Raw genomic sequence first — 21,277 nt, forward strand, 5'->3', positions numbered from 1 at the left:
GACAGTGGGGCGCCTCAGCGCCGCTTGAGGTCTTCGACGAACGCGGAGAAGGCGGGGCTGGGGAAGGTGAGGGTGGCCCGGTGGGGGGCCTTGGAGTCGCGGACTGCCACATGTGTGGGTGAGTTGGCGATCTCCACGCACTCGTCGCCGTCGCCCTCGCCCGAGTATGTCGACCTACGCCAGTTGTTCATGGGGGGCTCACAGCTCCTTCGCCAACGTGTGGATGAAGTCACGTGATCGGCTCGGTTCCAGCGATTGGCTTTCTACCTTACGGAAACGGGTCCGGTACAGCTGGAGTTGAGGCTCCGAGTCGACCAGCATGGCACCGTGAGGGGCGTCGCGCGCCACCGTATCCAGCCGGGGCACGGACCCACCGACGTATGTCATCGCGCTGGAGGCCGTCGCGAAACCGTCCAGGTCGAAGGGGATGACGCGCACGGTGATGTGCGACGCCTCCGACAGCTCCAGGAGCCGCACGAGCTGTGCTCTTGAGGTCTCCCTGTCGCTGACTCGGATGCGGAGTGCCGCCTCATGGATCACTGCCTCGTAGGGGATGTCGAACTGCTGGCGCGCCTTCCGGTGCTCGATGCGCAGCTCCAGTTCCTCGGGCGTCAGTTCGGGGAGCCGGGACGAGAAGACTGCGCGCGAGTAGTCCTCGGTCTGCAGAAGTCCTGGCACGTACAGGATGGCCACATGGCGCAGGAAGCAAGCGTGATGCTCCAGCTCCGACAGATCCAGGAACGACGTCGGCAGGAGGCCGCGGTACTCCTCCCACCAGCCCCGCGTCCGGTCCGTCGCCATCGCCACCAGCGCGTCTACGAACTCCTCGTCCGTGCAGGCGTAGTGCGCCGCCAGCCGGCGCAGTCGTTTTTCGCTGACGCCCGCGAGGGCGGACTCGATGTGGGTGATCTGGGCCGGGCTCACCCCCAGCAGGGCCGCCGCCTGGCGTGACGTGAGGCCCGCCGCCTCGCGGAGTCGGCGCAGCTCCGTCGCCAGCCGCATCTGCCGTGCTGTTGGTTCGCGCCTCAAAGCCTCGACCGCCCTCTGGACCAACGCGCGCTCGAGCGCGACCCGTTCGGGGTCAGATTACGCGACGGGCTTGCCGCGTCTCTAGATTTATATCTACTGTCAGTGACGCAGCGAGCACCTTGCGAAACCGGCCTCCGGAAGCGCACCGCCCCGTCATGCCCTGACCGGTGCGGCAATGACACCGGGGCCCGGCCGCAACCACCCCTCACCGAGACGGACTTCCGCATGCCCGAAAGCGCCCCCTGGGAGTACTCCCTCCACCTCCCCAACGACCTCCGTGCCGTCACCGTCAGTCGTCGCACCCTGCGGCTGATCCTGACCATGCACGGGCTCATCGGACTCGTGGACGTCGCCGAACTGCTCGCCGCCGAGCTGGTCTCCAACGCCGTACGGCACACCAAGGGCCCCGCCGCCCTCCGCGTCCGCTGGGTGCCGCCGGGCACCCTCCGCCTCGCGGCCTGGGACGCCGACCCCGAACCTCCGCAGCCCCCACGCGCGTTCGCGCACACCACCGACGACGAGGACGGGCGCGGTCTCGCCCTCGTGCGGGCCTGCGCCGACGTGTGGGGGTGGCAACCCTCCGCCCGGGACGGCAACCGGGGCAAGTACGTCTGGTGCGAGCTGGCGGCGGGCTGACCGCCGTACGAAAACCAATTGCCCCGCGCCACAACGCGGCCGATGCTCGACGTTTCGTCACGCACGAGGGAGAGCCGCTTGAGCCGACCGCTGGTGGACACCGTCCAGGAGCTGTGTGCGGCCATCGCCGCGTTCGACCCCGCCGTCGCCGGGGAGTTGGTGGAGGGCGGGGTCGAACCCGACCGGGTGCTGCCCGAAGGGACCACCCCGCTGTGGCGGGCCGTGGACAGCGGCTCACCCGCTCTCGTCACCGCCGTCCTCGGGAACGAGCCCCGGCTGCGGCTCCCTGAGGAGACGCGTGAACGGCTTCTCGCACTCGCCCGGGCCTGGCACGAGACCGGTGTGGAGCAGGAGTTGCGGCGACGCACCGGGGCGTCCGAGCCGGTGCAGACGGTTCGCGTTCCGGACGACGAGAGCGAGTTCAACCACATCCTCCAGCACTCCCTCGGCGGACTGACCGTCCGGGACGGTCACGCCGGTATCCTCACCGCCCTGGAATGGGCCTTCCGGATCCTGACCCCGGTCGACAAGCTCGTCGCCCGGGCCGCCGCCCAACCCGACGAGGATCACGCGACCCGGTGGGAAGTCCTACGGGTCCTCCTCGACCGGCAGAGCGAGGAGACCTGGTCGGCCCTGGTCGCCCACCGACACCACCCCGACCCGGCGCATCGCCGCTTCCTCGCGGAGTACCTGCGCGTCCACGGCATCCTCGCGGACGACTCGCCGCGCGCCCGCAGCGAGGGCGATCTCGCGAGCGCCTGGGCCGCCGAGGAGACCGACTCCGACATGCTCGCGAGGGTGCTGCGGGCCCTGGACGAGTTCGATCACCCCGGGCGGGAGGCCGCAGGGCTGCGTCATGCCGCGCACCCCGATGCGGAGGTGCGGCGAGCGGTGACCGCGCTCTTCCTGCCCCTCGGGGACGACGCCCGGCAGGCGCTGCGCGCCCTCCTCCGCGACCCGGACGCCGAAGTACGGCTCGGCGCCTGCCGTACCGCCGCGAGCGACGCAGACCTCGCCCAGGAGGCCGTACCCCAACTGCTGCTGCTCGCCGAGGAACCCGAGCCCGAACTGCACGCCCCCGCCGCAGCCCTCCTCGCGTCCTGCCCCGACCGTTCGCCCGCCGTCGCCGACGCCCTCGCCGGGTTCCTCGACCGCGACGATCCGGTGGCGCTCCTTGAGGCCGGCTACGGGCTCGCGCTGCGCGACGACCCCCGTACCGCCGAGGCGTACCGGCGGATCCGGAGCGTCGGCGCCGTCCACGAGTACGACCACCGGTGGGACGCGGTCTGGGAGTGGAACCGGAGCAACGGGCTCATTCAGCCCGTCGACTGAGGACGCCCTCCACCCCCTGCAGGAACGTCGCACACACCAGCTCCGGATCGAACAGACACCCCGCCGCCATCGCCCCGTCCCGCAGCATCACGACATGGCGCCCCGCCTCGTCGGCGGGCTCGTGGCCGGCCTGCGCCAGCAGCTCCGTCATCGTCTCCAGGAACCACTGCCGGTGGGCCAGCACCGCCTGGTGGACCGGGTGCGCCGGATCCGGGTACTCCGCCACCGCGTTGAGGAAGGCGCACCCCCGGAAGCCGGGTGAACGGATGCCGTCCGCGATCGCGCCGGCCACCGCCCGGACCTCGTCCGCCGGGGACCCCGCGCCCTCGCGCGCGTTCGCCACCTGTGACCGGATCCCCCGGTCCGCCACGTCCAGGTACGCCAGGACCAGTTCCTCCTTGCCCGTGAAGTGCCGGTAGAGCGTCGCACGGGTCACCTGCGCCTCGGCGATGATCCGGTCGACCCCGACGGAGTGGATGCCCTCGGCGTAGAAGATTTTCGTCGCCGTGCCGAGCAGCCGCGCCCGCGCCTCCGACACGCCACCCGACGTGCCCCGTTTCGCTGTGCCCTGACTCATGGCTCCGAGGCTACCAAGCGATGAGGGAGAACGTTCGGTCTTGACAATCACTCCGTCCACGCCTTGGATGGAAATCAAAGAGACCGAACGTTCTCCCTCGCGCTCCCCCTCCCATCACCTCGTGAGCCCCCGAAAGGCCCCGCCATGGACACCACCACCCTCGGCGCATCACCCACCCCCACCGCCACCACCGACCTCCGCCGCCTCTACCTCCTCCGCTTCGCCTTCGCCGCCGTCTGGGCCGCCGCCCTCTTCGCGACCGCCGGTGAGCTGTCCCCCGCCTCCGCCACGCTCCTCGTGATCTACCCCCTCTTCGACGTCGCCTGCGCCGTCGTCGATCTGCGCTCCGCCCGCGCGGTCGACGGCCCCGTACGGCAGCTCTACGTGAACATCGCGCTCAGCACCCTCACCGGCATCGGCCTCGCCGTCGCCGCCACCTCCGGCATCCCCGCCGTGCTGCGCGTCTGGGGCGTCTGGGCGATCACCGCCGGGCTGGTCCAGCTGCTCGTGGGGGTCTCGCGGCGCCGGATGGGCGGGCAGTGGGCCATGATCGCCAGTGGCGGGATCTCGACCCTCGCCGGTGCGTCGTTCTTCGGGCAGGCCGGTCAGGCCGATCCCGCACTGGGCGCCCTCGCCGGATACGCCTTCCTCGGCGGGGTGTTCTTCCTCGTTTCCGCCCTGCGCCTGGGCCGTACCCGGCCGACCGCCTGACGCGGCCCGGCCCACCGCCCATCGCCCACCCCCCGACGCGCGCGGCCGGCCCGGCTCTCGGGTCGGCCACCCGCCGGTAAAGCTTTGGTTTCGGCCAACGACCGCCTCTTGCTTCTGCTCGTGTAATCGATTCCAATCCTCCGTGTAATCGATTCCACGAGGAGGTGGAACGGTCATGGCGAGCATCAAGGACGTCGCCGCCGAGGCAGGCGTATCCGTCGCCACGGTGTCGCGCGTCCTGAACGGGCATCCCTCCGTCAGCGAGGACGCCCGCCGGCGCGTGACCGCCGCCGTGACGGCCCTGGGCTACCGCCCGAACGCCGTCGCCCGGTCCCTGCGCACCGACCAGACCCGCACGCTCGGCCTGGTCATCAGCGATGTGCTGAACCCCTACTTCACCGAACTCGCCCGCTCCGTCGAGGAGGAGGCCCGGGCGCTCGGGTACAGCGTGATCATCGGCAACGCCGACGAGCGCCCCGACCTCCAGGACCACCACGTACGGACCCTGCTGGACCGCCGTATCGACGGGCTGCTGGTCTCCCCCACCGACGGCGGCTCCCCGCTGATGCTGGACGCCGCCCGCGCGGGGACGCCGATGGTGTTCGTCGACCGCTGGATCCCCGGCGTGGACGTGCCGGTCGTGCGCTCCGACGGACGCGAGGCCGTCCGCGACCTCGTGGCCCACCTTCACGCGCTCGGGCACCGGCGGCTCGCGATCATCGCGGGCCCCGCGGCCACCACGACCGGCCGCGAGCGCGTGGACGCCTTCCGGGAGGCGCTCGCCGCCTTCGGGCTCGAACTCCCCGACGCCTACATCGGGCAGGGCGACTTCCAGGCCGAGAGCGGACGCCGGGTCACCGAGGGCTTCCTCGACCTGCCCGAGCCCCCCGAGGTCGTCTTCGCCGCCGACAACCTGATGGTGCTGGGCGCGCTGGACGCCGTCCGCGCGCGGGGCCTTCGCGTGCCGGACGACATCGCGCTCGCCGCGTTCGACGACATCCGGTGGTTCGTGCACACCGATCCGCCGATCACCGCCATCGCCCAGCCGACCGGCGAGCTCGGCCGGGCGGCCGTACGGGCCCTGATCGACCGGGTCGAGGGGCGGGCCGGCGCGTCCGTCACCCTGCCCGCCCGACTCGTGGTGCGCCGCTCCTGCGGCGCGCACCCCACCGCAGTGCAAAGGAGCACGTCGTGAGCGACCCCGAGGAGTTGCTGCGCATCGAGGGCATCCGGAAGACCTTCCCGGGCGTGGTCGCGCTGGACGGCGTCGACTTCGACCTGCGCCGGGGCGAGGTCCATGTGCTCCTCGGTGAGAACGGCGCCGGGAAGAGCACCCTCATCAAGATGCTCTCCGGCGCGTACACGCCCGACGCCGGGCGGATCCTGGTCGGCGGCGAGGAGGTGCGCATCCACGGGGCGCAGGACTCCGAGCGCCTCGGGATCGCCACGATCTACCAGGAGTTCAACCTCGTCCCCGATCTGACGGTCGCCGAGAACATCTTCCTGGGGCGGCAGCCGCGCCGGTTCGGGATGATCGACCGGGGCCGGATGGAGGCCGACGCCGAGGTCCTGCTGAAGCGGGTCGGCCTCAGCGTGTCGCCCCGCGCGCGGGTGCGTGAACTGGGCATCGCCCGGCTCCAGATGGTCGAGATCGCCAAGGCGCTCAGCCTGGACGCGCGCGTGCTCATCATGGACGAGCCGACCGCCGTGCTGACCTCCGAGGAGGTCGAGACGCTGTTCGCGATCGTGCGCCGGCTGCGCGAGGACGGCGTGGGCATCGTCTTCATCACCCACCACCTGGAGGAGATCGCCGCCCTTGGCGACCGGGTCACGGTCGTCCGGGACGGGAAGAGCGTCGGGCAGGTGCCCGCCGCCACCCCGCAGGACGAGCTCGTGCGGCTGATGGTGGGCCGCTCCATCGAGCAGCAGTACCCGCGCGAACGGGCCGACGCCGGTCCCGCGCTGCTCACCGTCGAGGGGCTCACCCGGAACGGCGTCTTCCACGACGTCGGCTTCGAAGTGCGCGCCGGAGAGGTCGTCGGCATCGCCGGGCTGGTCGGCGCGGGCCGTACCGAGGTCGTCCGGGCCGTCTTCGGGGCGGACCCGTACGACAAGGGCACCGTGAAGGTGGCGGGCGCGGCCCTGAAGGGGCACGACGTGAACGCCGCCACGGCGGCCGGGATCGGGCTGATCCCCGAGGACCGCAAGGGCCAGGGGCTGGTCCTCGACCAGTCCGTGGAGGAGAACCTCGGCCTGGTGACCCTGCGGGCCGCCACGCGCGCGGGGCTCGTCGACCGCAAGGGCCAGCAGGAGGCCGCCGCGCGCATCGCGAAGCAGCTGGGCGTGCGGATGGCCGGGCTCGGCCAGCACGTACGCACCCTCTCCGGCGGCAACCAGCAGAAGGTCGTCATCGGCAAGTGGCTGCTCGCCGACACCCGGGTGCTGATCCTCGACGAGCCCACACGCGGGATCGACGTCGGCGCCAAGGTCGAGATCTACCAGCTCATCAACGAACTGACCGCGAACGGGGCGGCCGTCCTCATGATCTCCAGCGATCTCCCGGAGGTGCTCGGCATGAGCGACCGGGTGCTGGTGATGGCCCAGGGCCGGATCGCGGGCGAACTGTCCGCCGACGAGGCCACCCAGGACTCCGTGATGGCACTCGCCGTCAGCAACCCCACGACCGACAAGGAGGCCGCTCGTGGCCACTGACACGCTCAAGAGGAACCCGGGCGCCGGTGGCGCGACCGGCGGGCTGCGCCGCCTGCTCCTCGACAACGGCGCCCTCACCGCGCTGATCGTCCTGGTGATCGCCATGTCGGCGCTGTCGGGCGACTTCCTGACCACCGACAACCTGCTCAACGTCGGTGTGCAGGCGGCGGTGACCGCCGTCCTCGCGTTCGGCGTCACCTTCGTCATCGTCTCGGCGGGCATCGACCTGTCGGTGGGTTCGGTGGCGGCGCTCTCGGCCACCGTGCTGGCCTGGTCGGCGACCTCGCACGGGGTGCCGGTCGTCATAGCGGTGCTGCTGGCGGTGGCGACGGGCGTCGCGGCCGGACTCGTCAACGGCTTCCTCATCGCCTACGGCAAGCTCCCGCCGTTCATCGCGACGCTCGCGATGCTGTCGGTGGCGCGCGGTCTGTCGTTGGTGATCTCCGAGGGTTCGCCGATCCCGTTCCCGGACTCGGTGTCGCACCTCGGTGACACGCTCGGCGGCTGGCTGCCGGTGCCGGTCCTGGTGATGGTCGTGATGGGCCTGATCGCCGCGTTCGTGCTGGGCCGCACCTACATCGGCCGGTCGATGTACGCGATCGGCGGCAACGAGGAGGCGGCCCGGCTGTCCGGGCTGCGGGTGAAGCGGCAGAAGCTCGCCATCTACGCGCTGTCCGGCGTGTTCGCCGCCGTCGCGGGTGTCGTGCTCGCCTCCCGGCTGTCCTCCGCCCAGCCGCAGGCCGCCGACGGCTACGAACTGGACGCGATCGCGGCCGTCGTCATCGGCGGTGCCTCCCTCGCGGGCGGCACCGGCAAGGCGTCCGGCACGCTGATCGGCGCACTGATCCTCGCGGTGCTGCGCAACGGCCTGAACCTGCTGAACGTCTCCGCGTTCTGGCAGCAGGTCGTCATCGGTGTCGTCATCGCGCTGGCCGTCCTCTTCGACACGCTGCGCCGCAAGGCGGGCGCCACGCCGCTCGCGGCCGGCACCGGTTCGGGCGGCGGCAAGGGCAAGCAGGCGGGGACGTACGCGCTCGCGGCCGTCGTCACCGTGGCGATCGTCGGCGCGACCTCGTTCCTGCACGACGGCTCGAAGGCGTCGGACCAGCGGATCGGGCTGTCGCTGTCGACGCTCAACAACCCCTTCTTCGTGCAGATCCGGGCCGGTGCCCAGGCCGAGGCGAAGAAGCTGGGCGTGGACCTGACCGTGACGGACGCCCAGAACGACGCCTCGCAGCAGGCCAACCAGCTGCAGAACTTCACCAGTTCCGGGGTCGGCGCGATCGTCGTCAACCCGGTGGACTCGGACGCGGCGAGCAACTCCGTGAAGGCCGCCGACAAGGCCGGCATCCCGGTCGTCGCCGTCGACCGCGGGGTCAACAACGCGAAGACCGCCACGCTGGTCGCCTCGGACAACGTGGCCGGCGGTGAGCTGGCCGCCAAGTCGATCGCCGAGAAGCTGGGCGGCAAGGGCAAGATCGTGATCCTGCAGGGCCAGGCCGGCACGTCCGCCGCCCGTGAGCGGGCGCAGGGCTTCGCCGCCGGGCTGAAGGCCTTCCCGGGCATCAAGGTGGTCGCCCAGCAGCCCGCCGACTTCGACCGCACCAAGGGTCTCGACGTCATGTCGAACCTGCTCCAGGCGCACCCGGACGTCCAGGGCGTCATCGCCGCCAACGACGAGATGGCCCTCGGCGCCATCAAGGCGCTGGGGTCGAAGGCCGGGAAGTCGGTGTCCGTGGTCGGCTTCGACGGGACGCCGGACGGCCTGAAGGCGGTGGAGGGCGGCTCGCTGTACGCGTCCGTCGCCCAGCAGCCGAGCCAGCTCGGGAAGATCGCCGTGGACAACGCCCTCAAGGCCCTCGACGGCGACAAGGTCCAGCAGACGGTGAAGGTGCCGGTGAAGGTGGTCACGAAGGACAACGTGGCCGGCTTCAAGGGCTGACATCGGCCGAACGTCCCACGGGTGGGCGGTCGTTGCCGGAGCATGGATCCGGTGGCGACCGCCCGTCCCGGCATCATCACGGGGACCGGAATCAGGGGAGCAACCTCATGTACGACTACGACCTGCTGGTCGTGGGGTCGGCCAACGCCGACCTGGTGATCGGTGTCGAGCGCCGGCCGGATGCCGGCGAGACCGTGCTCGGCTCCGATCTGGCCGTCCACCCGGGCGGCAAGGGCGCCAACCAGGCCGTCGCCGCGGCCCGGCTCGGCGCCCGTACGGCCCTGCTCGCGCGGGTCGGGGACGACGCGTACGGCCGGCTGCTGCTGGACTCGCAGCACGCGGCCGGCGTGGACACGGTGGGGGTGCTGGTCGGCGGGGCGCCGACCGGGGTCGCGCTGATCACCGTGGACCCGTCCGGGGACAACAGCATCGTGGTCTCCCCCGGCGCGAACGGGCGGCTCGCCCCGGCCGACGTACGGGCCGCCGCGAGCCTGTTCCAGGCGTCCCGGGTCGTCTCGACGCAGCTGGAGATCCCGCTGGAGACGGTCGCGGAGGTCGTGCGCAGTCTGGCGGACGGCAGCCGTTTCGTGCTCAACCCGTCGCCGCCCCGGCCGCTGCCGGCCGACGTCCTCGCGGCCTGCGACCCGCTCATCGTCAACGAGCACGAGGCGCGGGTGATCCTCGGTGACGCAGCGGTCGGCGACTCCCCCGAGGACTGGGCGCGCATCCTGCTCGCCAAGGGGCCCCGCTCGGTGGTCGTGACGCTGGGCGCCGAGGGCGCGCTGGTGGCCTCCGCCGAGGGGGTCGTACGGGTGCCGGCGGTGACGGTACGGGCCGTGGACACGACCGGTGCGGGCGACGCGTTCACGGCGGCGCTGGCCTGGCGGCTGGGCACCGGCGCCACGCTCGCCGAGGCGGCGGCGTACGCGGCCAGGGTCGGTGCGGTGGCGGTGACCCGGGAGGGCGCGCAGGTGTCGTTCCCGACGGCGGCGGAGGTCGAGGCGCTGTGAAGCGGGCCGGAATCCTGAACCGGGAACTGTCCGGGGCGCTGGCCGAGCTGGGGCACGGCGACGGCGTCCTCGTATGTGACGTGGGGATGCCGATCCCGGCGGGGCCGCGGGTCGTGGACCTGGCGTTCCGGGCCGGGGTGCCGTCGTTCGCGGAGGTGCTGGACGGGCTGCTGGCCGAGCTGGTGGTGGAGGGCGCGACGGCGGCGACGGAGGTCCGGGACGCGAACCCGGAGGCGGCCGCGCTGCTCGCGGAGACCTGTCCCGCGCTGGAGCTGGTGCCGCACGAGCGGCTCAAGGAGCTGACGGCGGAGGCGCGGCTGGTGGTGCGCACGGGTGAGGCCCGGCCGTACGCGAACGTGCTGCTGCGCTGCGGCGTCTTCTTCTGAAGCGTCCACGAAGACGTCTCGGAGGACGTCTCGAGGGGCCCGGTCCGTCGACCGGGCCCCTCGCGTCCCCTCCCGTCAGAACCCCCGCGATCCCCCCAGATCCCCCTCCAAAGGTCCTGACGCGAAGTACGACCCGCGAGGTGCGGGGAGGGTTGCACGGTTCCCCGAAGATTTTTCACGGCGTGCTCGTGCCAGCCCTCGGCATGCCGTTCCACCTGGGCGGACGTAGCGTTTGGGGTATGCAGGAGCTGGACGAGAATCCCCTCGTGTCCCTCCAGGACGACGTGCTCGACGAGCTCGGCGACGAGGCGGTCGGGGACATCGCGCTGCTGCTGGGCACGGACGAGACCGGGGCGCGGCAGGTGATCTGCACGACCGTGGCGGCGCTGTCCGGGGAGGCGGAGACGGTCGCCATCCCGCCCGCCGCCCCGCTGCTCGGTGTGGCCACCGTGGGCGGTCCCGCGACCGGCGGTCTGATGGCCGGCCTGCTCGCCGAGGAGGCGGGCCCGCTGACCACCGAGGTGGCCGCCAGGACGGGGCTGCCCCGGCCGGCCGTGGCCCGGACGGTGAACGCGGTGGTCCCGGCGGTCCTGACGGCACTGGACCACCGGGCGACCGGGCACTGAGGCCGCGGCCCCGCGACGCCGGTGCCGGAGAGCTGGTGCCGACGCCACGGGTGGACGTGTGTCTCGGACGGCGTGGCGGGTGAACCGGGCCGGCGGCGGTGCCGGCGCCCCAGAGCAAGCGGGCGCCGCTCAGAGCGCGTGCCGGATGAAGCGGTTCGCCGTCTCCGCCAGTACCTCCCGGCCGTCGCGGGTCCACAGGGCGTCGTTGAACAGCTCCACCTCGATGGGGCCCGTGTAGCCGGCCGCATCCGCCAGTTCGCGCCAGTGGCGCAGGTCCACCGCGCCGTCGCCGAGCTGGCCCCGGCCGGTCAGGGCGCCGGCGGGCAGCGGGGTGGTCCAGTCGGCGAGCTGGAAGGCGTGGATGCGGCCGCCCGCGCCCGCCCGGGCGAGCTGCGCGGGCGCGGCCTCGTCCCACCAGACGTGGTACGTGTCCACGGTGACGCCGACCTGCCGGGCCGGGAAGCGTTCGGCGAGGTCCAGGGCCTGGGACAGGGTGGAGACGACACAGCGGTCGGCGGCGAACATCGGGTGCAGCGGTTCGACGGCCAGCTTCACGCCGTGCGCCTCGGCGTACGGTCCGAGTTCGGCCAGGGCGTCGGCGATCCGCTCCCGTGCGCCCGGCAGGTCGCGGGAGCCGGCGGGCAGGCCGCCGGAGACCAGCACCAGGACGTCCGTGCCGAGGGTGGCCGCCTCCTCGACGGCCCGCCGGTTGTCGTCCAGGGCCCGGGCCCGCCCGGCCGGGTCGGTCGCCGTGAGGAAGCCGCCCCTGCAGAGCGTCGTGACCGTCAGGCCGGCGTCCCGGACGAGCTTGGCGGCCGCCTCCACGCCGTACTCCTGGACCGGTTCGCGCCACAGGCCGACCGCCGGGACGCCGAGGTCGCGGCAGGCGGCGACCAGCTCGGGGAGCGGGAGCTGCTTGACGGTCATCTGGTTGACGCTGAAGCGGGTCAGGTCGCTCACGGCGTCACTCCGTACAGGGCCAGCAGGGTCCTCATCCGGTCCTCGGCCCGCTTCGGGTCGGGGAACAGGCCGAGGCGGTCGGCGAGTTCGTAGGCGCGGGCGAGGTGGGGCAGGGAGCGGGCGGACTGCAGGCCGCCGACCATCGTGAAGTGGGACTGGTGGCCGGCCAGCCACGCCAGGAACACCACGCCGGTCTTGTAGAAGCGGGTGGGTGCCTGGAAGAGGTGGCGGGCCAGTTCGACGGTCGGGTCGAGGAGGGCGCGGAAGCCGTCGCGGTCGCCGGTGTCGAGGACGCGGAGCGCCTCGGCGGCCAGTGGTCCGAGCGGGTCGAGGACGCCGAGCAGGGCGTGGCTGAAGCCGTGGCCGTCGCCCGCGATCAGCTCGGGGTAGTGGAAGTCGTCGCCCGTGTAGCAGCGGACGCCCTCCGGGAGGCGGCGGCGCAGCGCGATCTCGCGCCGGGCGTCCAGCAGGGAGACCTTGATGCCGTCGACTTTGCCGGGGTGGGCGGCGATCAAGCGCAGCACGGTGTCGGTGGCCGCGTCGAGGTCCGCCGCGCCCCAGTAGCCCTCCAGGGCCGGGTCGAACATCGGGCCGAGCCAGTGCAGGATCACCGGGTCGGCGGCCTGGCGGAGCAGATGGCCGTAGACGTCCAGGTAGTCCTCGGGGCCGCGGGCGATGGCGGCGAGGGCGCGGGACGCCATCAGGATCGCCTGGGCGCCGGACTCCTCGACGAGCGCGAGCTGTTCCTCGTACGCGGCGCGGACCTCGGCGAGGGTCGCCGGGCCACCGGTGAGCTGGTCGGTGCCCGCCCCGCAGGCGATCCGGCCGCCGGCCGCCCGCGCCTCGGCGGCGCCGCGCCGGATCAGTTCGGCCGCGCCCGCCCAGTCCAGGCCCATCCCGCGCTGGGCGGTGTCCATGGCCTCGGCGACACCGAGCCCGTGGGACCACAGGTGCCGGCGGAAGGCGAGGGTGGCGTCCCAGTCGACGGCGGCCGGGGAGCCGGGGGCGGTGTCGGCGTACGGGTCGGCGACGACGTGGGCGGCGGCGAAGACCGTACGGGAGAGGGAGGGGGCGCCCGGGGTGAGGGCGAGCGGCTCGGTGCGGGGCTCGTAGGCGCGCAGGGTGCCGTGCGCGCCGGGCAGGTGGAGGGTCACAGCGTGACCTCCGGTACGTCGAGACGGCGGCCCTCGGCCGAGGACCTCAGGCCCAGTTCGGCGAGCTGGACGCCGCGGGCGCCGGCCAGCAGGTCCCAGGAGTAGGGGGCACCGGCGTACACGTGCCTCAGGAACAGCTCCCACTGGGCCTTGAAGCCGTTGTCGAACTCCTCGTTGTCGGGGACCTCCTGCCACTGGTCCCGGAACGAGTACGCGGCCGGGAGGTCCGGGTTCCAGACGGGCCTGGGGGTGGTGCCGCGGTGCTGGACGCGGCAGCGGCGCAGTCCGGCGACGGCCGAGCCCTCGGTGCCGTCGACCTGGAACTCGACGAGTTCGTCCCGGTGGACGCGCACGGTCCAGCTGGAGTTGATCTGGGCGACGACGCCGCCCTCGACCTCGAACACGCCGTAGGCCGCGTCGTCGGCGGTGGCGTCGTACGGCGTGCCGTTCTCGTCCCAGCGCCGTGGGACGTGGGTGACGGCGAGGGCCTGGACGCTCGTGACCCGGCCGAACAGCTCGTGCAGCACGTACTCCCAGTGCGGGAACATGTCGGCGACGATGCCGCCGCCGTCCTCGGCGCGGTAGTTCCAGGACGGGCGCTGGGCCTCCTGCCAGTCGCCCTCGAAGACCCAGTAGCCGAACTCGCCGCGCACGGACAGGATCCGGCCGAGGAAGCCGCCGTCGATCAGGCGCTTGAGCTTGCGCAGGCCCGGCAGGAACAGTTTGTCCTGGACGACGCCGTGCCGGACGCCGGCGGCGGTCGCGAGCCGGGCGAGCTCCAGGGCGCCCGCGAGCCCGGTGGCCGTGGGCTTCTCGGTGTAGACGTGCTTGCCCGCGGCGATCGCCCGGCGCAGGGCCGCCTCGCGGGCGGCCGTCACCTGGGCGTCGAAGTAGATGTCGACGGTGGGGTCGGCGAGGACCGCGTCGAGGTCGGTGGAGAGGTGCGCCGGGTCCAGTCCGTGCTGATCGGCGAGGGTCTTCAGGGCGTGTTCGCGGCGGCCGACCAGGACCGGTTCCGGCCACAGCACGGTGCCGTCGCCCAGGTCGAGGCCGCCCTGTTCGCGGAGGGCCAGGATCGAGCGGACCAGGTGCTGGTGGTGGCCCATGCGCCCGGTCACCCCGTTCATGGCGATACGCACCGTCCTGCGTGTCACGTCGTCCCCTCCGTAGGTGCCGTGCGCCGCGTCGGCGCGGGTGCGCGCACCGCGTACGCCCTCTCTCGCGCAGCGTCACGGCAAGCGCTTTCCGCAGGGGGAAGCTAGCCGTGGGCAGGGGCGGAGACAAGACCGTGACGGGGTTGAGTTGTTCGAGGGGACGAACAACAGGGCTGGTTGGCCTTAAGGTCTGCTCGACATACACACGGAACCGCGGCCGCGATCGGCCTGTCTACGAGGGGGCGGCCCGGACACGGGCGGCCCATGGGGGGTTCCACGACATGCTCGACCGGAGGACGACGAGATGACGGTGACCCTGGCGGACGTGGCGGCCCGCGCCCAGGTCTCGCCCGCGACGGTGTCGCGCGTGCTGAACGGCAACTATCCCGTCGCCGCCTCCACCCGCGAGCGGGTGCTGCGCGCGGTGGACGAGCTGGACTACGTGCTGAACGGCCCCGCCAGCTCGCTGGCCGCCGCCACCTCCGACCTGGTCGGCATCCTCGTCCACGACATCGCCGACCCGTTCTTCGGGATCATGGCCAGCGCGATCCAGTCGGAGATCGGGGGCCCCGGCGGCCGGGCGGGCGGCGAACGTCTGGCCGTCGTCTGCAACACGGGCGGGTCGCCGGAGCGCGAACTGACGTACCTCACCCTGCTGCAGCGGCAGCGGGCCGCCGCGGTGGTGCTGACCGGCGGTGCCGTGGAGAGCGCGCCGCACGCGGAGGCCGTCGCGGCGAAGCTGCGCCGGCTGTCGGACGCCGGGACCCGGGTGGTGCTGTGCGGGCGGCCGCCCGCGCCGGACACCGGCGCGATCGCGCTGGCCTTCGACAACCGCGGGGGCGCCCGTGAGCTGACCGAGCATCTGATAGGCCTCGGGCACCGGCGGCTCGGATACATCGCGGGACCCCTGGAGCGCACGACCACCCGGCACCGGCTGGAGGGCCACCGGGCCGCGCTGGAGGCGCAGGGCATACCGGGGGACGACCGCCTGATCGTGCACGGCCGCTACGACCGGCGCTCGGGCTACGAGGCGACGCTGGAACTGCTGCGCCGCGACCCGTCCCTGACGGCCGTGGTCGCCGCGAACGACTCCGTCGCGCTGGGCGCCTGCGCGGCCCTGCGCGAGGCCGGCCTGCGCGTCCCGGACGACGTGTCGGTGGCCGGCTTCGACGACCTGCCGTTCGGCATCGACGCGGTGCCCTCCCTCACCACGGTCCGCCTGCCGCTCGCCGACGCGGGCGCCCGCGCGGGCCGGATCGCCATGGGCCGTGAGGAGCCGCCCCCGGGCGACCTGGCGGCGATCCGCGGGGAGCTGATGGTGCGGGGGTCCTCCGGAGTGCCCCGGGGCTGAGGCGGCACCCCCGCCCCGCCCCCGCACCCCGCCGGCGCCCCGGCGCGGCGCGGGTCCGGCCCGGAGGTGTGGACGTCGTTTCCCTGGCAAGGTGAGGTACATGAAGCTGGCGTTCTCCACCCTCGGCGTCCCCGGTCTCCCCCTGCCCGACGTGCTGCGGCTCGCGAGCGCGCACGGCTACCACGGCGTGGAGCTGCGCGCCCACCCCGAGGAGCCGGTGCATCCTGGTCTCGGCCCCGGTGAACGGGCGGACGTGGCCGCCGAGTTCAAGACGGCCGGCGTGGAGCCGCTGGCCGTCGCCGGGTACACGCGGGTCGCGGCGCCCGGGGACGACGGGCCGGTCATCGAGGAGGTCCGCACGCTCGTGGACCTCGCCCACGACATCGGCGCGCCCTATGTGCGGGTCTTCCCCGGCGCCGACCCGGAGCAGACCTCCGAGGCGACGGACGCGATCGCCGCGCGGCGGCTCGGCACGGCGGCGGAGTACGCCGCGGACAGCGGGGTGCGGGTCCTGCTGGAGACGCACGACTCGCACCGGGCGGCCGCCGACGCGATGCGGGTGCTGGGTCTGGTCGGGCACCGCAACGTGGGCGCGGTGTGGGACGTCATGCACACCTGGCTGGCCGGTGAGCAGCCCGCCGAGAGCTACGCGGCCCTCGCGCCCCATCTGGGGTACGTGCAGGTCAAGGACATCGCGGCCACCGACGACACGGCTCCGCTGCCGCTCGGCGCCGGCGTGCTGCCGCTCGCCGAGTGCGTGGAGGTCCTGTCCCGGCACGGCTGGGACGGCTGGCTGTGCTGGGAGTACGAGAAGCGGTGGCACGAGGACGCCGCCCCGCTGGAAGGCCTGCTCGACACGGGCCGCGACCATCTGTCGCGGCTGCTGAACGAGTCCGCGTAGCCGCGCGGCGGCGGGCCGGGCGCCGGGCCCCGCGGAGGTGCGGCCGGGCGGGCCGGGCGCCCGGCCCGTAATTCGGTGGCCGGCGGCTGCGGGGCGCTATAACGTACCCCCTCGTGCCTGAGCCCGCCCCCCACTCCGCCCTGCCGTCATGAGCCTCACGCGTGCCCTGATCGACGTGGGGCCGCTGCGCGCCTCCCCCGTCTTCCGGCGGCTGCTGATCGGGCGGACGGTGTCCATGCTCGGCGGCTTCATGACCATGGTGACCGTGCTCTACCAGGTCTGGGACATGACGCACAGCGCCGTCTGGAGCGGCGCGGTCGGTCTCGCGCAGGCCGTGCCCATGGTCGTCGTGGGGCTGCTCGCGGGCTCGTGGGTGGACCGGGGCGACCGGCGCCGGATCTATCTGACGGCCACCGTCGGCCAGGCGGTCTGCGCGCTGCTGCTGGCGGTGCAGGGCTTCACCGGTCATGTCCCGGTGATCGGGGTCCTCGTGCTCGTGGCCGCCGGTTCCTGCTTCGCGGCGATCGGCGGCCCGGCGGCGGGGGTGTTCGTGCCGCGGCTGCTGCCGAAGGAGCAGGTGGCGGCGGGCCTCGCCCTCAACCAGGTGGCCGGCCAGTCGATGATGCTGCTGGGCCCGGCGGTGGGCGGTCTGTTCCTCGGCTGGCTCGGCGTCGGCGCCTGCTATCTGATCGACGCCCTGACCTTCCTGTTCGCCTTCTACGGCGCCTTCGGGCTGCCCGCGCTGCCGCCCGAGGGCGAGCCGTCGCGGGCCGGGGTGCACGGCGTCCTGGACGGTCTGCGCTTCCTGGCCGGGAACCGCGTGGTGCGCGGCGCGTTGATCACCGACCTGGCGGCCACGGTGCTGGCGATGCCGGTCAGCCTCTTCCCGCTCGTCAACGAGGAGCGTTTCGGCGGCGATCCGCGCACGCTCGGCCTGTTCATGTCGGCCCTGGCGGTCGGCGGGGTCACGGCGACGGCGCTGTCGGGTCCGGTCACCCGGCTGGGCCGCCCCGGTCTGGTGATGCTGTGCGGGGCCGGCACCTGGGGTGTGGCGCTGACCCTGTTCGGCCTGGTGGGCGATCCGTGGACGGGGCTCGGGCTGCTGGTGGTGGCGGGCGGCGCCGACTCCCTGTCGGTGGTCTCCCGCGTCACGATCGTCCAGACCCGGACCCCGGACGCCCTGCTGGGCCGGGTCACGGCCGCCGAGCAGGTCGTCGGCCAGGGCGGCCCGCACCTCGGCAATCTGCGCGGCGGCCTGGTCGCCGGCTGGACGTCCGGGGCGACCGCCCTCGTCCTCGGCGGTCTGCTGTGCGTGCTCGCGGTGACGTACGTCGGGGCGAGCACGCCGGAACTCCGGGACGGCGTCCGCTCCGAGGACTGAGGGCCGCCCCGTCGGCCCCATCCGTCCCCCGTGTCCCGACTTCGCGGACGGGGCCCGTTCCCGGGAACCCAGCCCGTTCGCCCGTCGTCCAAAGGGCAGGCTGCCGGAAGAGTCACCGTGGCGCGGTGTCGGCCTCGCTGCTGGCTGCGATCGCTGACCACCCTCTCCAGCCGTGCCGCGGCCGGCAGCACGCCGTCATCGGCGCGCCCCCCTCCAACTGCGCCGATGGCGGCCCCTCTTCGATTACGGTCCATTCCCTTGACTGGCAGAAACTTCCCGGATATTGGTGACTCCTTGGAAGTTTCCTTCACCGCGCCACCTCCGGAAGGAGCGCACGTGCCCGACACCAGCACGGGAAGCACCGCATCGCCTTCGAGACGCCTGGTATTGGCGGCCACCGCCGGCATCACCGGCGCCCTGGCCCTCGGCGGCACCGCGCACGCCGCCCCGCACGACGACCGGCGGCTGCGCGCCCTCATCGATCGGATGACGCTGCCCGAGAAGGTCGGGCAGCTCTTCGTCATGCGGGTCTACGGCCACTCCGCGACCGACCCGGACCAGGCGGACATCGACGCCAACCTCCAGGAGCTCGGCGTCCGCACGGCCGCCGAGCTGCTCGCCAAGTACCGGGTGGGCGGCATCATCTACTTCACCTGGGCGCACAACACCCGCGACCCGCACCAGATCGCCGCGCTGTCGAACGGCATCCAGAAGGCGTCGCTCGCCCAGCCGCGCGGTCTGCCCGTGCTCATCTCCACCGACCAGGAGCACGGCATCGTGTGCCGGGTCGGGGAACCGGCCACGCTCTTCCCCGGCGCCATGGCCGTCGGCGCCGGCGGCTCCCGCTCCGACGCCCGCACCCTCGGCCGGCTCGCCGGTGAGGAGCTGCGGGCGCTGGGCATCCGGCAGAACTACTCCCCCGTCGCCGACGTCAACGTCAACGCGGCGAACCCGGTCATCGGCGTGCGCTCCTTCGGCTCCGAGCCGGACGCGGTGGCCGGCCTGGTCGCCGCCGAGGTCGCCGGGTACCAGCAGGCGCGTCAGGTCGCGGCGACCGCCAAGCACTTCCCCGGCCACGGCGACACCGCCACCGACAGCCACACCGGCTTCCCGGTCATCACGCACAGCCGGGAGGAGTGGGAGAGGCTGGACGCGCCGCCGTTCCGGGCCGCCGTCCGCGCCGGCATCGACTCGATCATGACCGCGCACCTCATGGTCCCGGCCCTCGACGACTCCGGCGACCCGGCGACGCTCTCCCACCCGATCCTCACCGGCATCCTGCGCGGGGAACTCGGCTACGACGGACTGGTGGTGACGGACTCGCTCGGCATGGAGGGCGTCCGCACCAAGTACGGCGACGACCGGGTCCCGGTGCTCGCGCTGAAGGCGGGCGTGGACCAGCTGCTGAACCCGCCGGACCTGGACGTGGCGTGGAACGCGGTCCTGAAGGCCGTGCGGGACGGCGAGCTGACCGAGGCACGGCTCGACGAATCGATCCTGCGCATCCTGCGCCTGAAGGCGAAGCTCGGGCTGCTGGACGACCCGTACGTCAGCCAGGCGGGCGTGGACCGCTCCGTGGGCACGCCCGCCCATCGCAAGGCCGCCGACCGGATCGCCGAGCGCACCACGACCCTGCTGGTCAACGAGGGGTCGCTGCTGCCGCTGTCGCGCCGGTCCCACCGCAAGGTGCTGGTCGTCGGCGCCGACCCGGCCTCCCCGTCCGGCACGACGGGCCCGCCGACCGGTGTGCTCGCGCAGGCCCTGACCGAACTGGGCTTCACGGCGACCGCCCTGTCGACCGGCACGGCACCGTCCGCGGCGACGATCGCGCGGGCCGTCGAGGCGGCGCGCGAGGCGGACGCGGTGGTGGTCGGCACGTACAACGTCACGGCGTCCAGTACGCAGAAGACACTCGTCGAACAACTGCTCGCCACCGGGAAGCCGGTCGTCGCGGTCGCCGTCCGCAACCCGTACGACGTGGCCCATCTGCCGGGGGTGAAGGCCTTCCTGGCCGCCTACTCCTGGACGGACGTCGAGCTGCGGGCCGCGGCCCGGGTGATCGCCGGGCGGGTGGCCCCGCAGGGCAGGCTGCCGGTGCCGGTGCAGCGCGCGGACGACCCGGCCCAGGTGCTGTTCCCGGTCGGCCACGGGCTGTCGTACCGCGGGCATTGACCTCCTGACGCATCGGACGTAGCGCCTGTACGTCACACAACGGGCGCTCTCGTCACCGACCGGCGCAAAGGACCCCGTATGTCTGGCGTGTTCCCGTGGTCGCGGGTCACGCTGGACCGGGGGTACCGGGGGGTGCGATGCGTGGAGGACGAGGTGGGGCGGCCGTGTGCGCGGTGCTCGCCGCGCTGCTGACGGGGTGCCAGGGACCGGCGCCGTCCCCGCAGGACGGCCCGCCGGGCACGAGCGCCACCGCGCCGGCGCCCGGCGGGCACGGCGCGGTGTTCCTCGCGGTGGACGAGTGCAGCTCGTTCGGCCGGACCAGCTTCACCGAGGTGCCGTGCACGAGCGAGCGGGCGGCCGCGCGGGTCGTGGCCCGGCACGACGGCACGGTCCGCGACGGCCCGCCGTGCCCGGGGACCACGGACTTCGTCCTGCACATCAGCGCCCAGGACCGGACCTCCGACGAGGACGGCGACGGGGCGGTCCCGCAGGGCTACGCCTGTATGCGCAACCTCACCCCGCCGCATCCCGGCGATCCCGGAGGCGGGGGCGGCCCCCGCACGATCGTCGGCGACTGCGTCTACGGCTCGGGCGACGGGCAGGTCCGGGAGACGGCCTGCGACGGAACGGGCGAGCACGAGCCGGGCTTCAAGGTGACGCGCACGGTGGACCGGCGGTCCCAGTGCCCCTCGTCGACCGCCCTCTATGTGAAGGTGGGCGGCGAGAAGCCGGTCGGCTGCGCCCGGCGGCTGTGACGGCGGCCCGCGCCGCGGGTCAGCACAGGATCCAGCCCTTGCTCACCGAGCCGCTCCCCACCTTGCCCTTGACCCACACACAGCGGTGCCCGGCGTGGACGGTGACCGGTCCGGCCCGGCGGGTGTACCGGCCCTCGTCCGTGACCGGGTTGGCCCGGTAGGCCCGCACGCTGACCATCATGGGCTGCTTGCGCCCGGGGTTCTTCGGCAGCGTGATCGCGCAGACGTAGCCGTTCTTCCTGTACACGTACAGCGTCCCGGTGGAGAACGGGTACGTCCTGACTTTGCGTCCCTCGCAGCGGCTCGGCGCGGCGTGCGCCTGTGCCGGAGCGGCGATCGCGAGCAGCCCGGACGCGGTCATCAGCGCCAGGCAGACGGCCAGTCGTCGGCGTATCCCACCCTTGTCCACTGTCAAGTCCTCCCCGTACACACCGGCGATGAGCGTACTGGTGTACGGACGCCTGGCGTATGCCGGATGGTTGCACGGC

21 protein-coding genes are annotated in these 21,277 nt (G+C 73.2%); 14 read left to right on the plus strand and 7 right to left on the minus strand.

Annotation, left to right across the window (positions count from 1 at the left end; genetic code table 11):
- Positions 1 to 14: 14 nt before the first annotated feature.
- Together F8R89_RS12885 and F8R89_RS12890 are read right to left on the minus strand one after the other, a co-directional pair.
- Positions 15 to 191 (minus strand): DUF397 domain-containing protein, encoded by a 177-nt coding sequence (locus tag F8R89_RS12885; protein WP_151784106.1) that lies wholly within the window; start codon positions 189 to 191, stop codon positions 15 to 17.
- Between the two features lie 7 nt (positions 192 to 198).
- Entirely contained in the window at positions 199 to 1,002 is an 804-nt protein-coding gene (locus tag F8R89_RS12890; RefSeq protein WP_151784107.1) for a helix-turn-helix domain-containing protein, read from the minus strand.
- A 252-nt stretch (positions 1,003 to 1,254) separates the two neighbouring features.
- Here F8R89_RS12890 and F8R89_RS12895 point away from each other — a divergent pair, with 252 nt between their 5' ends.
- Both F8R89_RS12895 and F8R89_RS12900 read left to right on the plus strand, forming a co-directional pair.
- Entirely contained in the window at positions 1,255 to 1,665 is a 411-nt protein-coding gene (locus F8R89_RS12895; protein ID WP_151784108.1) for an ATP-binding protein, read from the plus strand.
- Positions 1,666 to 1,743: 78 nt separating this feature from the next.
- Positions 1,744 to 2,997, plus strand: a complete 1,254-nt coding sequence (locus F8R89_RS12900) for a hypothetical protein (RefSeq protein ID WP_151784109.1) — start codon at positions 1,744 to 1,746, stop codon at positions 2,995 to 2,997.
- Here F8R89_RS12900 and F8R89_RS12905 read toward each other — a convergent pair.
- Positions 2,978 to 3,574 (minus strand): TetR/AcrR family transcriptional regulator, encoded by a 597-nt coding sequence (locus F8R89_RS12905; RefSeq protein ID WP_151784110.1) that lies wholly within the window; start codon positions 3,572 to 3,574, stop codon positions 2,978 to 2,980. The genes F8R89_RS12900 and F8R89_RS12905 overlap by 20 nt on opposite strands.
- Before the next feature lie 144 nt (positions 3,575 to 3,718).
- Here F8R89_RS12905 and F8R89_RS12910 point away from each other — a divergent pair, with 144 nt between their 5' ends.
- The 7 genes from F8R89_RS12910 (at position 3,719) to F8R89_RS12940 (ending at position 10,961) form a co-directional block, all read left to right on the plus strand.
- Positions 3,719 to 4,285 carry a hypothetical protein gene (locus tag F8R89_RS12910; RefSeq protein WP_055623484.1) on the plus strand — a complete coding sequence of 189 codons (567 nt, stop codon included), beginning with the start codon at positions 3,719 to 3,721 and terminating at the stop codon, positions 4,283 to 4,285.
- 175 nt (positions 4,286 to 4,460) lie between these two features.
- Positions 4,461 to 5,480 carry a LacI family DNA-binding transcriptional regulator gene (locus F8R89_RS12915; protein WP_151784111.1) on the plus strand — a complete coding sequence of 340 codons (1,020 nt, stop codon included), beginning with the start codon at positions 4,461 to 4,463 and terminating at the stop codon, positions 5,478 to 5,480.
- On the plus strand, positions 5,477 to 6,997 hold the full coding sequence (locus tag F8R89_RS12920; RefSeq protein ID WP_151784112.1) for a sugar ABC transporter ATP-binding protein: 1,521 nt from the start codon (positions 5,477 to 5,479) through the stop codon (positions 6,995 to 6,997). The genes F8R89_RS12915 and F8R89_RS12920 overlap by 4 nt, the downstream gene beginning before the upstream one ends.
- Positions 6,987 to 8,939, plus strand: a complete 1,953-nt coding sequence (locus tag F8R89_RS12925) for a substrate-binding domain-containing protein (protein ID WP_151784113.1) — start codon at positions 6,987 to 6,989, stop codon at positions 8,937 to 8,939. Before F8R89_RS12920 ends, F8R89_RS12925 begins: the two co-directional genes overlap by 11 nt.
- 107 nt (positions 8,940 to 9,046) lie before the next feature.
- Entirely contained in the window at positions 9,047 to 9,949 is a 903-nt protein-coding gene (locus tag F8R89_RS12930) for a ribokinase (RefSeq protein WP_151784114.1), read from the plus strand.
- On the plus strand, positions 9,946 to 10,335 hold the full coding sequence (gene rbsD, locus F8R89_RS12935) for a D-ribose pyranase (RefSeq protein WP_151784115.1): 390 nt from the start codon (positions 9,946 to 9,948) through the stop codon (positions 10,333 to 10,335). The genes F8R89_RS12930 and rbsD overlap by 4 nt, the downstream gene beginning before the upstream one ends.
- Positions 10,336 to 10,574: 239 nt before the next feature.
- Entirely contained in the window at positions 10,575 to 10,961 is a 387-nt protein-coding gene (locus F8R89_RS12940) for a hypothetical protein (protein ID WP_151784116.1), read from the plus strand.
- 129 nt (positions 10,962 to 11,090) lie between these two features.
- Here F8R89_RS12940 and F8R89_RS12945 read toward each other — a convergent pair whose 3' ends face one another.
- From F8R89_RS12945 to F8R89_RS12955, 3 genes are read right to left on the minus strand one after another with little or no spacing between them, the layout of a single operon-like run.
- Positions 11,091 to 11,921 carry a sugar phosphate isomerase/epimerase family protein gene (locus F8R89_RS12945; protein WP_151784117.1) on the minus strand — a complete coding sequence of 277 codons (831 nt, stop codon included), beginning with the start codon at positions 11,919 to 11,921 and terminating at the stop codon, positions 11,091 to 11,093.
- The gene (locus F8R89_RS12950) at positions 11,918 to 13,075 is read right to left on the minus strand and encodes a dihydrodipicolinate synthase family protein (protein WP_151784118.1); all 1,158 of its coding nucleotides are present in this window, start codon (positions 13,073 to 13,075) and stop codon (positions 11,918 to 11,920) included. The genes F8R89_RS12945 and F8R89_RS12950 overlap by 4 nt, the downstream gene beginning before the upstream one ends.
- Positions 13,072 to 14,229: a Gfo/Idh/MocA family protein gene (locus F8R89_RS12955; protein ID WP_151784119.1), complete on the minus strand. Its 1,158-nt coding sequence runs from the start codon at positions 14,227 to 14,229 to the stop codon at positions 13,072 to 13,074. The genes F8R89_RS12950 and F8R89_RS12955 overlap by 4 nt, the downstream gene beginning before the upstream one ends.
- Before the next feature lie 304 nt (positions 14,230 to 14,533).
- On the opposite strand from F8R89_RS12955, the gene F8R89_RS12960 reads away from it, so the two are divergent.
- The 5 genes from F8R89_RS12960 to F8R89_RS12980 all read left to right on the plus strand — a co-directional run bounded on the left by F8R89_RS12960 (position 14,534) and on the right by F8R89_RS12980 (position 20,789).
- Positions 14,534 to 15,580, plus strand: a complete 1,047-nt coding sequence (locus F8R89_RS12960; protein ID WP_151784120.1) for a LacI family DNA-binding transcriptional regulator — start codon at positions 14,534 to 14,536, stop codon at positions 15,578 to 15,580.
- A gap of 100 nt (positions 15,581 to 15,680) precedes the next feature.
- Complete coding sequence (locus tag F8R89_RS12965) at positions 15,681 to 16,481, plus strand: sugar phosphate isomerase/epimerase family protein (RefSeq protein ID WP_151784121.1); 801 nt, start codon at positions 15,681 to 15,683, stop codon at positions 16,479 to 16,481.
- Positions 16,482 to 16,629: 148 nt separating this feature from the next.
- Positions 16,630 to 17,862 carry an MFS transporter gene (locus F8R89_RS12970; protein ID WP_151784122.1) on the plus strand — a complete coding sequence of 411 codons (1,233 nt, stop codon included), beginning with the start codon at positions 16,630 to 16,632 and terminating at the stop codon, positions 17,860 to 17,862.
- Between the two features lie 336 nt (positions 17,863 to 18,198).
- Positions 18,199 to 20,034 (plus strand): glycoside hydrolase family 3 protein, encoded by a 1,836-nt coding sequence (locus F8R89_RS12975; RefSeq protein ID WP_192806110.1) that lies wholly within the window; start codon positions 18,199 to 18,201, stop codon positions 20,032 to 20,034.
- Positions 20,035 to 20,171: 137 nt separating this feature from the next.
- Positions 20,172 to 20,789: a hypothetical protein gene (locus tag F8R89_RS12980; RefSeq protein ID WP_151784124.1), complete on the plus strand. Its 618-nt coding sequence runs from the start codon at positions 20,172 to 20,174 to the stop codon at positions 20,787 to 20,789.
- 19 nt (positions 20,790 to 20,808) lie between these two features.
- Here F8R89_RS12980 and F8R89_RS12985 read toward each other — a convergent pair whose 3' ends face one another.
- Complete coding sequence (locus F8R89_RS12985; RefSeq protein ID WP_151784125.1) at positions 20,809 to 21,198, minus strand: hypothetical protein; 390 nt, start codon at positions 21,196 to 21,198, stop codon at positions 20,809 to 20,811.
- Positions 21,199 to 21,277: the final 79 nt, after the last annotated feature.

Origin of the sequence: Streptomyces sp. SS1-1, assembly GCF_008973465.1 — a bacterium.
Taxonomy (GTDB): Bacteria; Actinomycetota; Actinomycetes; order Streptomycetales; family Streptomycetaceae; genus Streptomyces.

What these genes read in the sequence shown, in the direction of transcription:
- F8R89_RS12895 (WP_151784108.1), top strand. Translation starts at nt 1,255, where the DNA reads ATGCCCGAAAGCGCCCCCTGGGAGTACTCCCTCCACCTCCCCAACGAC.
- F8R89_RS12915 (WP_151784111.1), top strand. Translation starts at nt 4,461, where the DNA reads ATGGCGAGCATCAAGGACGTCGCCGCCGAGGCAGGCGTATCCGTCGCC.
- F8R89_RS12980 (WP_151784124.1), top strand. Translation starts at nt 20,172, where the DNA reads ATGCGTGGAGGACGAGGTGGGGCGGCCGTGTGCGCGGTGCTCGCCGCG.
- F8R89_RS12905 (WP_151784110.1), bottom strand. Translation starts at nt 3,574, where the DNA reads ATGAGTCAGGGCACAGCGAAACGGGGCACGTCGGGTGGCGTGTCGGAG.
- F8R89_RS12940 (WP_151784116.1), top strand. Translation starts at nt 10,575, where the DNA reads ATGCAGGAGCTGGACGAGAATCCCCTCGTGTCCCTCCAGGACGACGTG.
- F8R89_RS12930 (WP_151784114.1), top strand. Translation starts at nt 9,047, where the DNA reads ATGTACGACTACGACCTGCTGGTCGTGGGGTCGGCCAACGCCGACCTG.
- F8R89_RS12885 (WP_151784106.1), bottom strand. Translation starts at nt 191, where the DNA reads ATGAACAACTGGCGTAGGTCGACATACTCGGGCGAGGGCGACGGCGAC.
- F8R89_RS12910 (WP_055623484.1), top strand. Translation starts at nt 3,719, where the DNA reads ATGGACACCACCACCCTCGGCGCATCACCCACCCCCACCGCCACCACC.
- F8R89_RS12960 (WP_151784120.1), top strand. Translation starts at nt 14,534, where the DNA reads ATGACGGTGACCCTGGCGGACGTGGCGGCCCGCGCCCAGGTCTCGCCC.
- F8R89_RS12970 (WP_151784122.1), top strand. Translation starts at nt 16,630, where the DNA reads ATGAGCCTCACGCGTGCCCTGATCGACGTGGGGCCGCTGCGCGCCTCC.
- F8R89_RS12890 (WP_151784107.1), bottom strand. Translation starts at nt 1,002, where the DNA reads ATGCGGCTGGCGACGGAGCTGCGCCGACTCCGCGAGGCGGCGGGCCTC.
- F8R89_RS12965 (WP_151784121.1), top strand. Translation starts at nt 15,681, where the DNA reads ATGAAGCTGGCGTTCTCCACCCTCGGCGTCCCCGGTCTCCCCCTGCCC.